Annotated in this window: 13 protein-coding genes; 7 read left to right on the forward strand and 6 right to left on the reverse strand. The window is 65.6% G+C overall.

Features of this window, described 5'->3' with window-relative positions:
• Positions 1 to 147 precede the first annotated feature (147 nt).
• The 4 genes from CAG31_RS09730 (at position 148) to CAG31_RS09745 (ending at position 4,258) form a co-directional block, all read left to right on the forward strand.
• Positions 148 to 1,251: an ABC transporter substrate-binding protein gene (locus CAG31_RS09730; protein WP_085580338.1), complete on the forward strand. Its 1,104-nt coding sequence runs from the start codon at positions 148 to 150 to the stop codon at positions 1,249 to 1,251.
• Positions 1,252 to 1,435: 184 nt separating this feature from the next.
• Positions 1,436 to 2,344, forward strand: a complete 909-nt coding sequence (locus CAG31_RS09735; protein ID WP_085580340.1) for an ABC transporter permease — start codon at positions 1,436 to 1,438, stop codon at positions 2,342 to 2,344.
• The gene (locus CAG31_RS09740) at positions 2,341 to 3,189 is read left to right on the forward strand and encodes an ABC transporter permease (RefSeq protein ID WP_085580343.1); all 849 of its coding nucleotides are present in this window, start codon (positions 2,341 to 2,343) and stop codon (positions 3,187 to 3,189) included. The genes CAG31_RS09735 and CAG31_RS09740 overlap by 4 nt, the downstream gene beginning before the upstream one ends.
• Positions 3,190 to 3,202: 13 nt before the next feature.
• Entirely contained in the window at positions 3,203 to 4,258 is a 1,056-nt protein-coding gene (locus CAG31_RS09745) for an ABC transporter ATP-binding protein (RefSeq protein WP_085580345.1), read from the forward strand.
• A 135-nt stretch (positions 4,259 to 4,393) separates the two neighbouring features.
• On the opposite strand, the gene CAG31_RS09750 is transcribed toward CAG31_RS09745, so the two are convergent.
• Entirely contained in the window at positions 4,394 to 5,323 is a 930-nt protein-coding gene (locus CAG31_RS09750; protein WP_085580347.1) for an AraC family transcriptional regulator, read from the reverse strand.
• 337 nt (positions 5,324 to 5,660) lie between these two features.
• Between CAG31_RS09750 and CAG31_RS09755 the strand changes: the two genes are divergently transcribed.
• Together CAG31_RS09755 and CAG31_RS09760 are read left to right on the forward strand one after the other, a co-directional pair.
• Positions 5,661 to 6,014 (forward strand): putative quinol monooxygenase, encoded by a 354-nt coding sequence (locus tag CAG31_RS09755; protein WP_085580349.1) that lies wholly within the window; start codon positions 5,661 to 5,663, stop codon positions 6,012 to 6,014.
• Positions 6,015 to 6,057: 43 nt separating this feature from the next.
• A complete protein-coding gene (locus tag CAG31_RS09760) occupies positions 6,058 to 6,300 on the forward strand; it encodes a hypothetical protein (RefSeq protein WP_085580351.1) in 243 nt (80 codons plus the stop codon).
• A 3-nt stretch (positions 6,301 to 6,303) separates the two neighbouring features.
• Here the strand turns inward: CAG31_RS09760 and CAG31_RS09765 are convergent, their stop codons facing one another.
• Together CAG31_RS09765 and CAG31_RS09770 are read right to left on the reverse strand one after the other, a co-directional pair.
• On the reverse strand, positions 6,304 to 6,933 hold the full coding sequence (locus CAG31_RS09765) for a flavin reductase family protein (RefSeq protein WP_085580353.1): 630 nt from the start codon (positions 6,931 to 6,933) through the stop codon (positions 6,304 to 6,306).
• Between the two features lie 243 nt (positions 6,934 to 7,176).
• Entirely contained in the window at positions 7,177 to 7,494 is a 318-nt protein-coding gene (locus CAG31_RS09770; protein ID WP_085580355.1) for a hypothetical protein, read from the reverse strand.
• Between the two features lie 340 nt (positions 7,495 to 7,834).
• Here CAG31_RS09770 and CAG31_RS09775 point away from each other — a divergent pair, with 340 nt between their 5' ends.
• On the forward strand, positions 7,835 to 8,593 hold the full coding sequence (locus tag CAG31_RS09775; protein WP_085580357.1) for a hypothetical protein: 759 nt from the start codon (positions 7,835 to 7,837) through the stop codon (positions 8,591 to 8,593).
• Between the two features lie 154 nt (positions 8,594 to 8,747).
• Here the strand turns inward: CAG31_RS09775 and CAG31_RS09780 are convergent, their stop codons facing one another.
• From CAG31_RS09780 to CAG31_RS09790, 3 genes are all read right to left on the reverse strand, one after another.
• On the reverse strand, positions 8,748 to 10,067 hold the full coding sequence (locus CAG31_RS09780; protein WP_085580359.1) for an MFS transporter: 1,320 nt from the start codon (positions 10,065 to 10,067) through the stop codon (positions 8,748 to 8,750).
• A 350-nt stretch (positions 10,068 to 10,417) separates the two neighbouring features.
• The gene (locus CAG31_RS09785; protein WP_085580362.1) at positions 10,418 to 11,749 is read right to left on the reverse strand and encodes a sigma-54 dependent transcriptional regulator; all 1,332 of its coding nucleotides are present in this window, start codon (positions 11,747 to 11,749) and stop codon (positions 10,418 to 10,420) included.
• A complete protein-coding gene (locus CAG31_RS09790; protein ID WP_085580364.1) occupies positions 11,749 to 13,509 on the reverse strand; it encodes an ATP-binding protein in 1,761 nt (586 codons plus the stop codon). Before CAG31_RS09790 ends, CAG31_RS09785 begins: the two co-directional genes overlap by 1 nt.
• Positions 13,510 to 13,680: the final 171 nt, after the last annotated feature.

Raw genomic sequence — 13,680 nt, forward strand, 5'->3', positions numbered from 1 at the left:
TTATCGATGGTCAGCGCTTGCGCCCGACCTCAGGATGAATCCGCCGACCTCGCCCAAGCCCTTTGAAACCGGGGCTTTGGCGGTTCCGGACGGTCAGCGCAAGGGTTGCGGTCAATCTCATACTTACAAGAACAAAGGGAGTCCTTCATGGGCGAGCACGATCTGAACAGGCGTCAATTCATCAAGACCGTCGGCGTGGCCTCGGTGGCTGCGGCGGCGTTGAGCATGCCCTTTATCCGGGCGAGCGCCAGCGACACCCGTTTCGCCGGCAAGACCCTGCGCCTGCTGACCTGGTCGGATGACACCGGCCTGGCCGCGTTGCGCAACATCGCCGCGACCTTCGAGGCCAAGACCGGCGCCAAGGTGATCGCCGACCGCACCGGCAGCACCTCGGAAATGGTCGCCAAGCTCAAGGCCGGCGGCGACCGTCCGCAGTACGACATCATCACCCTGGCCGGCGTCGGCGCCGAAGGCCTGGCCGCCGCCGGGCTGCTGGAAAAGCCCGACCTGAACCGCATCCCCAACCTGATCGACGTGCCGGAAAAGTACCGCACCGGCGCCAACGGCCACGGCATCGGTTACCTGCTGTGGTGCAACAGCCTGGTCTACAGCACCCGCACCCAAAGCACGGCGCCGGACAGCTACGCCGCACTGTGGGACGCTGACCTGGCGCCGAACATCTTCCTGCCGCCGCCGAACTGGACCGAGGCGATGGACCTGATCATCATCGCCGCCAAACTGGCCGGCGGCGACGAGCACAACATCGAGCCGGGCTTCAAGAAACTGGCCGAGCTCAAGGACCGCGTGGTGACCTTGGGCGAGAACCCCAACCAGATCGCCGAACTGTTCCGCACCGGCTCCCTGGACATGGGCGGGCTCTACGCCCCGGCGTTCTTCCCCAAGCAGATCCGCGACGCGAACTACGGCCTGGGCGCCACGTTCGGCATGAAGGAAGGGTTCTACACCGACCTGATGCTGTCGGTAATGCCCAAGAACCGTCCCGGCGACACCGACCTGGCCTACGCCTTCATCGATCACTCCCTCGACCCGCTGGTGCAGGGCAAGATGGCCGAAGACATCTTCAACGGCCCGGTCAACGCCAAGGCGATCATCTCCGCCGAGGCGCGCAAGAGCCCGTACATCCTGACGCCGGAGCAGATCGCCGAGAAGGCGATCATGCACGACAACGCCTTCCTGGCCACCGTGCATGACCAGTGGATCCGTCGCTACACGGAAATCTTTTCTTCCTGAGCCGAACGCAACCTTCAGAACACCGCAACCCCCTGTGGGAGCTGGCTTGCCAGCGATAGCAATCTGTCAGTGAGTTCATTTCGACAGGTCGGCCGTCATCGCTGGCAAGCCAGCTCCCGCAGGGTTCGCGGGGGTTTGGAAATCTGTGTTTGTCAGTTGTTTTTCCATTGACGAGATCATTGCCATGGAACATCAATCCCTGACCCACCCGGTCGGCGCGGCCGACGTGCGCCCGGCGCGCGGCGTTTCGCCCACCGTCCGGGCGTGGTTTTTCCTCACGCCGTCGATGCTGTTCCTCGGCGTGCTGATCGCCGCGAGCCTGCTGGTGCTGCGCATGAGCATCGGCACCAAGGGCGCGGAGTGGACGGGCTTCAGCCTGGCCAGCTACGCGCAGCTGCTCGAACCGTACTACCTCAAGTCGTTGCTGCTGACCCTGCGCCTGGCGCTGATCAGCGCGGTGATCGCCGTGCTGCTGGCGATCCCGGTGGCGTACACCATGTCGCGCCTGACGTCGCCGTTCGTGCGGCGGATCTTCCTGGCGGCGGTGCTGCTGCCGCTGTTGGTCAACCTGCTGCTGCAGAGCTACGGCTGGCTGGTGATCCTCGGCCCCGGCGGCATGCTCAACCAGACCCTGATGGGGCTGGGCCTGATCAAGCGGCCGATCATGCTGCTGTACAACCAGAACGGCGTGCTGATGGGGCTGGTGCAGACCGCGTTCCCGCTGGCCGTGCTGCCGATCGCCAGCGCCATGCGCGGCGTGTCCCGCAGCTTCGAAGAGGCCGCCGCGACCCTGGGCGCCAGCCGCTGGCAGGTGTTCCGCCAGGTGGTGCTGCCGATGAGCCTGCCGGGAATCATCACCGGCGCGACGCTGGTGTTCGCCTACAACGCCAGCAGCTTCGTGGTGCCGCTGCTGCTGGGCGGGCGGCGGGTGCCGATGCTGGCGGTGATGGTGCACGACCAGATCGCCCCGCTGATGAACTGGCCCGCCGCGTCCGCCGCAGGCGTGGTGCTGATCGCCACCACCCTGGCGATCATGACCCTGTCCGAATACGTCACCGGCCGCCGTCGCCGGTTGCTGGAGGCTTCGCAATGACTGCCCTGACCAAGAAGCGCCACGCGCTGCTGCCCGGCGACACGGGCAAGTTCGCCGGGATCCTGTCCGGTGTGATCCTGCTGCTGGCGGTGCTGCCGATCCTGACCATGATCGTGATGTCGTTCAGCGGCGCGTCGAACCTCGACTTCCCGCCGGCCAGCTACAGCCTGCAATGGTACAAGGCCGCGTGGCACACCTTCGTCTCGCCGGACGCCAGCGACGTGCTGAGCCTCGGTCAGGCCATGGCCACCAGCCTGCTGGTGTCGTGCCTGACCATGGTCTTCGCCACCCTGATCGCAGTGCCGGCGGCCTACGCGCTGACCCGCTGCGAGTTCCGCGGCAAGGCCGTGGCGCTGCAACTGATGTCGCTGCCGCTGGTGTTCCCGATGGTGGTGCTGGGCCTGGCGATGCTGTTGGTGTTCGACAGCCTGCCGTTCCACATGACCACCTCGCGGCTGGTGATCGCCCACGTGATCCTGGCGCTGCCGTTCGTGGTCAAGAACTGCACGGCGGCCATGCTCTCCATCGGCAGCGAGGTCGAGGAGGCGGCGCAGATGCTCGGCGCCTCGCCGCTGCGGGCGATCGTCGATGTGGTGGTGCCGCTGATGAAGTCGGGGATCCTGGCGGGCATGCTGCTGGCGTTCATCGTCTCGTTCAACGAATTCACCGTCACCTATTTCCTCTACACCATCGACGTCATGACCGTGCCGATCTGGATGTACAGCCGCACCGTGTCCTCGCTCGACCCCACCGTATTCTCGTTTGCCGTGCTGATCGTGCTGATCGACTTCGTCCTGATCTGGGCGCTGGAGAAGCTGGTGGGCGAGGGCGGCGTTTCCTTCTGATTTGAGGTGCAACATGTCTGGACTGATTCTGGAAAACGTCGAGAAGCATTACGGCTCGGCCTGCGCGGTGAAAGACGTCAACCTGCATTTGCCCCAGGGCAAGCTGGTGTGTTTCCTGGGGCCGTCGGGCTGCGGCAAGACCACCTTGCTGCGCATGATCGCCGGGCTTGAGACCCTCACCGGCGGCGAGATCCGCCTGGACGGCGAGGACATCGGCCACACCCCGGCGCACCTGCGTAACTTCGGCATGGTGTTCCAGTCGCTGGCGCTGTTCCCGCACATGACCGTGGGCGAGAACATCGCCTATCCGTTGAAGCTGCGCGGCGTGGGCAAGGCCGAGCAGCGGGCGCGGGTGGTGGAGCTGCTGGAGATGATCCAGCTGCAGGCGATGATCGACCGTCCGGTGGCCAAGCTCTCCGGCGGCCAGCGCCAACGGGTGGCGATCGCCCGGGCGATTGCCTCGCACCCCAAGATCCTGCTGCTCGACGAGCCGCTGTCGGCGCTGGACGCCAAGCTGCGCGAATCGATGCAGGTGGAGATCCGCCAACTGCAGCAGCGGCTGAACATCACCACCATCATGGTCACCCATGACCAGCGCGAGGCCATGACCATGGCCGACATCGTGGTGGTGCTGGGCGAGCACCGGGTGCAGCAGGTGGGCACGCCCATCGAGATCTACCGGCACCCGGCGAACGAATTCGTCGCGGACTTCATCGGCTCGGGCAACATTTTCCCGGCCACGGCGCTGGGCGACGGCAAGGTCGTGCTGCCGGGCGGCGATGCGCTTCAAGTGCCGATCTGCAGCAGCATCGTGGTGGGCCAGAAGGTGAAGATGCTGATCCGCCCCGAAGACCTGCAACTGTCGGCGCCCCAGGCGACGGCGGGCAACCGGCTGCTGGGCACGGTGACGTTCGTGCGCGACATCGGCGCGACCATCGAGACCACGGTGGAGTGTTCCGGGGTGACGTTCACCGCATTGAGCACGCCGTGCCAGGACATCGGCCTGGGGATCGGGCATCCGGTGTCGGTGACGCTGCCGTCCGAGGCGTGCCGGGTGCTGGGGGCTTGATCCGGCCGTGATGCCGGCAGCGCCGCCCCCATCGCCAGCAGGCTGGCTCCCACATGGAATCCGTGATCAACACACATCCTCTGTGGGAGCCAGCCTGCTGGCGATTGGGCCAGACGCAGCACCAAAAAACATGGATCAGACCGTGAGCCGCAACCGCGCCAGATCCCGCAGCGGCGGCGCGCCGAACAGCCGGCTGTACTCGCGGCTGAACTGCGACGGACTTTCATAGCCCACCCGATACCCCGCCGCCGAGGCCTCCAGCCCTTCGGTCAGCATCAGCCGCCGGGCCTCTTGCAGGCGCAGTTGCTTCTGGTACTGCAGCGGGCTCATCGCTGTCATCGCCTTGAAGCGGTGATGCAAGGTGGAGACGCTCAGGTTCACTTCCTTGGCCAGGTCATCGATGCGCAACGGCTGCTCGAAGTTGCCGTTTAGCCATTTGATCGCCTGGCTGATGCGGTGGCTCTGGCTGTTGGCGATGGCGATCTCGTACAGCCGGTGGCCCTGGGGGCTGCGCAGCAGGCGATAGAGGATCTCCCGGCGGATCAGCGGCGCGAGCATGGCGATGTCTTTGGGCGTGTCGAGCAGGCGCGCCAGGCGCAGCACCGCGTCGAGCATGGCGCTGTCGATCCGTTCGACGTACAGGCCGCGCCCGGTCGGCCGGGTCGGCACGCCCATGGGGCCGGCGTCGGCGATCAGCGCGGTGATTTCCGCCGGGTCGATGTCCAGGCGCACGGCCAGGATCGGCTCGTCGGGCGAGACGTTCACCACCCGCCCGCTCAGCGGCATCGAGACCGACACCACCAGGTAGTTCAAAGGATCGTAGTTGAAGTACTCGTCCGCCAGCCGCACCTCCTTGCGTCCCTGGGCCATGATGCACAGCGCCGGTTGCGCCAGCACCGGGGCGAAGTCATGGGACTGGGTGTGGCGGGACATGAACAGCGAACCGATGGCCGTGGCGTAGCTGCCGTCTTCCGAGGTGTTGCGGCGGATGAGCGTCGCCAGTTCCGCGCGCTGCTTTTCCATGTCGGCGTCCAGCGGGGCTGGGAAATGTTCGGGTGACGTCATGCACGACCTCCTCGGCAAGGGCGGTGAAGTGGGGCAGAGCATAAGTTTGTGCAAGCGTGAGCGGTAGACACATCCTGTCAAATGCTTGCCTGATCCTGCACGGGGTTGCCTCGGCCCCCAGACATGACAGGACGCAGGCGGGCAAACTTGCTCGAAACCTGTGTGACAGCACCGTGACAGGCCTTCACACTTTTTTACAGGGCCTTGAGGCAGTTTCGCAGGATCGTGCAAGGCAACGGCAGGAATCGACTAACGGCGCCCGGCAGGCAGCCCGTAACCTTGGATCCTGTCGCAGCCCGTCCCCGGCTGCCACGCGACTCCCTGGGAGGGATTGAACATGTCCAAGCAAATTCCCGTCAGTCATATGGCCTTCATCCGGGCGCGCGCCGGGCGCTCGGAAGAGTTGGGCGTGCGCCTGAGCGCGCTGATCGAGCCGTCCCGCGCCGCCCCCGGTTGCCTGAACTTCGCCTTGCAGCATTCGCAGTGCGATCCGCAGCTGTGGCTGGTGTCCGGCTTCTGGAGCAGCCAGCAGGCGATGACCGCCTATTTCGCCAGTCCGTCGATGGAGGTGTTCGGCGAGCTGGTGCAGGACCTGGTGGTCAACCAAGTGGATTTCCACACGTTCAAGGAAGTGTCGGCCGCCCAGGCGCTCGGCGCCTGCGGTGCACCGGTACACAAACTCGCCGGTTGAGGGTTTAATGGCCGGCCTATTTGACTGAGCCGGAACCTGAGACATGGCACGTAAAGAGTTCGCACACTTCGAAGCGGTTTCCGCTGTGGTCCCCGTCGAGCTGGGCGGCAACAAGGGCTATTACGCCGCCATTGCGGTCAAGGCCCTGGTCGATGGCGGCGCCCCGCGTTTCCACAAACTGCTGGATGAACAGGTGTTCCCCGGCGCCATCGCGGCCGACGACGCCGCGACCCGCGAGCTGAAACGCCTTCAGGGCGTCAGCGACGACGCCGAACTCATCTGGTGAGCCTCACTTGACCGCACCCGGTCGCCACATCTTGAACAACGCTTGCGGCCCCAGCTGGAAATAGTCCGCCGGCCCGCCGCCGCGCAGAATCGGTTCTGCGGCGGCGGTGTCGTAGATCCCGTCCTTGAGCAGCCATTTGGCGATGTGCACGGCGACCACTTCGCCGAGGATCAGCCAGCTCGGCACTGTCTCGCCATTCGCCCGTTGCAGCTGAATGATCTGAGTGACCTTGCATTCGAAGGACACCGGGCTTTCGGCCACCCGCGGCACCGCAATCACTTTCGACGCCACGGTGGTCAAGCCCGCCAGTTCGAACTCGTCGACCTCAGGCCCAACCGCCGCGCAGCTCTGGTTCATCTGCTCGGCCAGCGGCCGGGTGGCGAGGTTCCAGGCGAATTCGCCGGTCTGCTCGATGTTGTTCAGGCTGTCTTTGCGGCCCACGCTGGAGAACCCGATGATTGGCGGGATGTAGTTGAAGGCGTTGAAGAAGCTGTACGGCGCCAGGTTCAGCCGGCCTTCGGCATCCTGCGACGAGATCCAGCCGATGGGGCGCGGACCGACGATGGCGTTGAACGGATCGTGGGGCAGGCCGTGGCCGTTGGCGGGTTCGTAGAAGTGGATGTCGTCGGGCATGGTGGGGGTGTTCCTGGAAGGCTGTGTTCTGAGGGGGGCCATAGTGCAAGCGCGGGGCGCTGATTGCCAGTCCGGTGCAGGCGCCTGTGGGGCAACTGTCTTGATTCTGTCTCGTGGTGACTGGGCTGGCGCCATCGCCAGCAGGCTGGCTCCCACAGGGTTTTGCTTGGGACCTCGCAGCTGTGTCGCTGCAGAAATGAACAAGCCCGGCATTGGCCGGGCTTTGGTGTTTGCATCCGCGGTTCAGCTGATGGCAGCGGCGGTGCCGGTCTTGTCGAAGCCGTCGGCGGCGATGGCGTTGGCGGTGCCGGTCTTGTCGAAGCCGTCGGCGGCGATGGCGTTGGCGGTGCCGGTCTTGTCGAAGCCGTCGGCGGCGATGGCGTTGGCGGTGCCGGTCTTGTCGAAACCGTCAGCGGCGTAGGCGCCGGAGGTGCTGTGTTCGACCGAGGCGCTGGCGCCGGAGATGAAGTCGGCGGATTTGGTCTTGTCCGAACCGTCGGCGGCGAAAGTGTTGGCGGCCAGGAGGGACAGGGTCAGGGCGAGGATCAGTTTGGTGTTCATGGTCGTTTCTCCGTGTTCGTTGGCGTTGTGTCTTGCTTGAGTTGAATGCTACGCCAATAAAATTGATTAAAAAGCGCAAATTAATGCTGATAACAATCGATTAACTAGATGTTAAGGGCGACGCATCGGATTCGCTTCCGTCCTCGGGCGAACGTCGCGCAGTCAATCGATCAGGTGAGTGCAGGATGGGGCAGCGGCATTAACCGGTGATTAATCGCTGTTTTGGCCCGTGTGACAGATTTTTCATGGAACGCCGACCGGTTTTTCACCCCTCGGACGCCAGTCTGCCGGCGGCCAGAAATCGAACAACCGGCCGTCACACACGGGAGCTCTTGCGTTCATGAATAAACTGCCTCAAATCACCCTGGCGTTCTGGGTGATGAAAATCTGCGCGACGACCCTGGGGGAAACGGCGGGGGATCTGCTGTCGATGACCCTCGACGTCGGTTACGCGATCAGCTCGCTGATCCTGATCAGCGTGTTCGTCCTGACGCTGGTCACGCAACTGAAGGCCAAGACCTACAAGCCGCTGCTGTACTGGATCGTGATCCTGTCCACCAGCACCGCCGGCACCACCCTGTCCGATTTCATGGACCGCACCCTGGGCCTGGGCTATGCCGCGGGCTCGATGATCCTGATCTCGATCCTGCTGGCGATCTTTGCGGCCTGGCGCCTGAGCGGCGACTCGCTCAACGTCAACAAGGTGCAGACCTTTCGCGGCGAGATGTTCTACTGGATGGCGATCCTGTTCTCCAACACTCTGGGCACCGCGCTGGGCGATTACCTGGCCGACGACTCGGGCCTGGGCTTTGCCGGCGGCGCGCTGCTGATCGGCTCGGCGATCGCGTTGGTGGTGCTGCTCAGGTATTTCACCAAGATCTCGTCGGTGGCGCTGTTCTGGGTGGCGTTCGTGCTGACCCGGCCGTTCGGCGCGACACTGGGTGACCTGATGACCAAATCCCATGAGAAGGGCGGCCTGGACTTCGGCACCGTCGGCTCGTCGGCGGTGCTGGCGGGGATCCTGGTGGTGATGATCGCCGGGGCGGCGTTTGCGCAGAAGCGGTACGGCAGCCGGCAGCAGGTGGCCGAGTCCGCTTGATGCCGGGGTGATCCCCATCGCCAGCAGGCTGGCTCCCACAAGGATTGGCGGTGAACACGGGGTTGGTGGACACCGCCGACCCCCTGTGGGGCCACCCTGCTGGCGATGGGGCCATTGCAGTCACCCTTGCGGTGACTGCACGGACAGCTGTCAGTCAGTCAGTCACGATCCGCGAGTGCTTCTGGGTGTCCTTCATGGTGATGTACACCAGCAGCGACACGGCGATGCACGCGGTCACGTACCAGTAGTAGCCGGTCTCCATGCCGATGCTCTTGAACCACAGCGCGATGTACTCGGCGGTGCCGCCGAAGATCGACACGGTCAGCGCGTACGGCAGGCCGACGCCCAGGGCGCGGATTTCGGTCGGGAACAGTTCGGCCTTCACCACCGCGTTGATCGAGGTGTAGCCGCTGACGATGATCAGCGCCGCCATGATCAGGAAGAACGCGCCCCACCAGCTCTGGATGGTGTGCAGGGTCATCAGGATCGGCACGGTGAAGATCGTGCCCAGCACGCCGAAGGCGATCAGGATCGGACGCCGGCCGATCTTGTCCGACAGGCCGCCGATGACCGGTTGCAGGCACATGAACAGGAACAGCGTCGCCGCCGAGATGGTGGTGGAGTCGGAGATGCTCATGCCGACGGTGTTCACCAGGTACTTCTGCATGTAGGTGGTGTAGGTGTAGAAGGCCAGGGTGCCGCCCATGGTCAGGCCGACCACGGTCAGCAGTTCCTTCGGATGGCGGAGCAAGGTGCGCATGGCGCTTTCCTTGGACTTTTCCTTCTTCACGAACGACTCGGTCTCTTCCATGCCGCGGCGCAGGTACAGCGCGACGATCGCGCACAGGGCGCCGATGGCGAACGGGATGCGCCAGCCCCACGCGTACAGCTGTTCGGTGGTGAGGAACTGCTGCAGCACGATCAGCACGCCCAGCGCGATGAGCTGGCCGGAAATCAAAGTCACGTACTGGAAGCTGGAGAAGAAGCCGCGACGCTCCTTGGTGGCCATTTCCGACAGGTAGGTGGCCGAGGTGCCGTACTCGCCGCCGACCGACAGGCCCTGCAGCAGGCGGGCGAACACCAGCAGGATCGGCGCGCCGATGCCGATGGTTTCGTAGTTCGGGCTCAGGGCGATGATCAGCGAGCCGAAGCACATCAGGTACACCGATGCCATCAGCGCGGCCTTGCGGCCCTTGCGGTCGGCGTACAGGCCCATCAGCCAGCCGCCGATGGGGCGCATCAGGAAGCCCACGGCGAAGATCGCGGCGGTGTTCATCAGTTGCGCGGTGGTGGAGCCGGCGGGGAAGAAGGTCTTGGCGAAGTACAGCGAGAAGGCGGCGTAGACGTACCAGTCGTACCACTCGACCATGTTGCCGACGGAACCGCTGAAGATCGACTTGATCCGGCTGGCGGTGGTTCTTTCCTTGGCCGGCGCGGCAGTTGCCCCAAGCGGCAGGATGTTGGAGTTATCCATTGAAGGATCCTTCGGTTAATTGTTTTTGTGGAGCGCGTCGAAACGCAGCCTGCGGGGGCTATAGCAGGAGGTGTGCCAAGGGGCGGAGGGCCGGTTTAGAGGGGGTAGGCGCGGTTGTTGAGCGGAAATCCGCTTGTCGTGCGGCGGGTGATGAGCGGAAATCCGCCTATCTTGGCGCCCGCATGGAGGGCGTGTGCCCCGCTATCTGTGGGAGCCAGCCAGCCTGCTGGCGATGACGCCGGCAAGGGCACAATCTTGTTTGAGCCCTGCGGCGCCTCCACGGACGCCATCGCCAGCAGGCTGGCTCCTACAGTTTTGCCTGAGCCACAAATCCTGCAGTCGCCGGGCAATCAGCTGTCCTGCACAAACATCTCCCGGCTCAACCCATGCCGCTGCATCTTTTCGTTGAAGGTGCGCCGCGGCAGCTGCAGTTCTTCGAGCACCGCCTTCACGTCGCCCTTGTGCCGGGTCAGGGCGATGCGCAGGCACTGGGCCTCGAACGCCTCTTGCTGCGCCGCCAGCGATTGCCCCGGGTCGATTCCCGGCACCGGTTCGTCCAGCCCCAGCACCTGACGCTCGGCGACGTTGGCCAGTTCGCGCACGTTGCCCGGCCAGTCGTGGCTGAGCAGGTGGCTCAGCTGGGCGCCGCCCAGCGGCGGGAACGTCCGCCCGAGCCGTTCGGCGGCCTGGCGGGCGAAGGCGTCGAACAGCAGCGGGATGTCTTCGCGGCGCTCGCGCAGGGGCGGCAGGCGCAGCTCGGCCACGTTCAGCCGATAGGCCAGGTCTTCGCGAAAACGCCCGGCCCGGGCCTCGTCGAGCAGGTCGGGCTTGGTGGCGGCGACGATGCGCAGATCCACGCGGATGCTCTGGTTCGAGCCCAGCCGTTCCAGCTTCTGCTCCTGGATCACCCGCAGCAGCTTCACCTGCTGGGCCAGGGGCATGCTTTCGATCTCATCGAGAAACAGCGTGCCGCCGTCGGCGTATTCCAGCTTGCCGATGCGCTTGCCGGACGCCCCGGTGAACGCGCCGCTCTCATGGCCGAACAGTTCGGCCTCGAACAGTTGCTCCGGGATCGCCGCGCAGTTGAGCGCCACGAACGGTTTGTCCGCGCGCGGGCCGAAGTCGTGCAGGCAACGGGCGACCATTTCCTTGCCGCTGCCGGTCTCGCCGCGGATCAGCACGTTGACCGGCAGCGCGGCCAGGTCCAGCACCTGCCGGCGCAAGGTCTGCATGCCGCGGGACACGCCGAGCAGCGTGGCGTCGAGCCTGGCGCGGTTGTCGGCCTGCTCGTGCAGGGTACGGTTCTCCAGCACCAGCCGGCGCTTGTCCAGCGCCCGGCGCAGGCTGCCGAGCAGGATCTCGGGGCTGAACGGCTTTTCCAGGAAGTCGTAGGCGCCGTCGCGCATCGCTTCGACGGCCATCGGCACATCGCCGTGGCCGGTCAACAGGATCACCGGCAGGTCGGCGTCCCGGCGCTGCACTTCGGCCAGCAGTTCCAGGCCGCTCTGGCCGGGCATGCGCACGTCGCTGAGGATCACTCCGGCAAAGTGCCGGGGCAATGCGGCCAGGCAGTCCTCGGCGCGGCTGAACAGTTGCACCTCGAAACCCGACAGGCTCAGCCATTGTTCGACGGCGCTGCGGATGCTGCTTTCGTCGTCGACCACCATCACCGAATTGAGCATCAGATGTGCGCCTCCAGATCGATCGGCAAGGTCAAGGTGAACACCGCGCCGCCTTCGCCGTTCTCGGCGCTCAGGCGCCCGCCGGACTCGTGGGCGATGGCGAACGACACCGCCAGCCCCAGGCCCAGGCCGTCACCCACAGGCTTGGTGGTGAAGAACGGGTCGAACACCTGGCCAAGGTGCTCCTCGGCGATGCCGCCGCCGCTGTCGCTGACGCTCAGGTGCCACAGCTGCTGGTCGGCCTCCAGGCGGATCAGCAGGCGCTTGCACGGTTTGCCGTGCATGGCGTCGAGGGCGTTGCGCAGCAGGTTGATCAGCACCTGTTCCAGGCGGATCGCATCGCCGCGCACCCAGGCCGGGCGGGTCAGGTGCAGCACCAGGCTGACCTGCTCGTCGCGCAGGCGGGTGTCGAGCAATTGCAGGGCCTGATCGACCACGGTCGCCAGGTCGAGCCGTTCGCGCAGGCCGCTGGGGCTCTTGCGGGCGAAGGTCTTCAGGTGGCCGGTGAGGGCGGCCATGCGGGTGAGCATGTCGTCCACCGGCTTGAGCGCCTTGTAGGCCTCATCGACGCGGCCATGATCGAGCAGCAGGCGCAAGGTGGCCAGTTGCATGCGCTGGGCGGTCAGCGGCTGGTTGATCTCGTGGGCCAGCGCGGCGGACATCTGCCCCAGCGCCGCCAGTTTGGCCGACTGCACCAGGCCGTCCTGGGCGGTGCGCAGCTCGCGGGTGCGTTCTTCCACCAGCCGCTTGAGCTCGGCGCGGCTGCGCTGGCGCATCTTGCCCAGGCGCCAGCGCTGGTTGAGGAACAGCAGCAGGAACACCAGCGCCAGCCACACCCCGGCGGCGGCGAGCCCGGCGTTGCGCAGGTCCTCGAACGCCACCTGCGGGCGGCGCAGCAGGTGCAGCGTCCAGCCTTCGGCGGTCAGCGGCAGGGATTCCCACAGGTAGTCGGCGGTGCCCTGCGGGCCTTCGACCCGGCGCAGGTCGCTGGTGTCGTCGAAGCGGCGCAGCGACAGGTGCGTGAGCGGCACCAGCGCCTGTTTGTCGTATTGGCGCGTGGCCTTGATGTCGGCCAGGTCGGCGGCATCCAGCGGCCGCAGCGCGCGGTAGCGCCAGCCCGGCTGGTTGGCGATGAAGATGATGCCCCGCGCATCGCTGACCAGCAGGGTGTCGCTGCCCTGGCTCCATTCGCGTTCAAGCTCGGGGAATTCGAGCTTGACCACCATCGCCCCGAGGAATTCGTCCTGTTCGCCGAGCACGGCGCTGGAGAGGAAGTAGCCGGGAATCCCGCTGGTCACGCCCACGGCGTAGAAGCGTCCGCTGCCTTGGGTGCGGGTCTGGCTGAAGTATGGGCGGAACCCGTAATTGTGGCCGACGTAGCTGCTGGGCAGGCGCCAGTTGCTGGCGGCCACCGCCAGGCCGGTGTGGTCGAGCAGTTCGAGGGTCGAGGACTGCGCCGCGCCGTTGATCTTCTCCAGCTTCAGGTTGAGCGCCGCCTGCTGCTCGGCGCTCACCGGGCCGCCCAGGGCCGCGCGCAGCTGCGGGTCGAGCGCCAGCACGGCGGGCAGGGCGCGGTAGCGGTCGATCAGGGTGTGAAGGGAATTGGCGTACAGCGCCAGTTGCTGGCTGGCGCGGGCCGCGTCCTCCTCCAGGGCCTGGCGTTCGGCGTGGCGGATCGCCAGGGTCGCGGCCAGGACGGCGCCGGCGATGATCAGCAGGGTGTACAGCGACAGACGCAGGGTACGGGAAGTCGGCAGCATGCTGGGGCGAACGGATGGGGGACGGGCGGGCACGATAGCACGGGGCTGCGTGTCGTTCTCGCTTTGCACGTAACCTGATCCGACACCAAGAGACTCCGATTGAATGCGACGGTGCTCGGTCGCACGAACCGGCCGGCAATGCACAGTGCGGATAGGTGACAGGCCCCCCCG

Origin of the sequence: Pseudomonas sp. R25(2017), from assembly GCF_002112565.1 — a bacterium.
GTDB classification, from domain to species: domain Bacteria; phylum Pseudomonadota; class Gammaproteobacteria; order Pseudomonadales; family Pseudomonadaceae; genus Aquipseudomonas; species Aquipseudomonas ekonensis.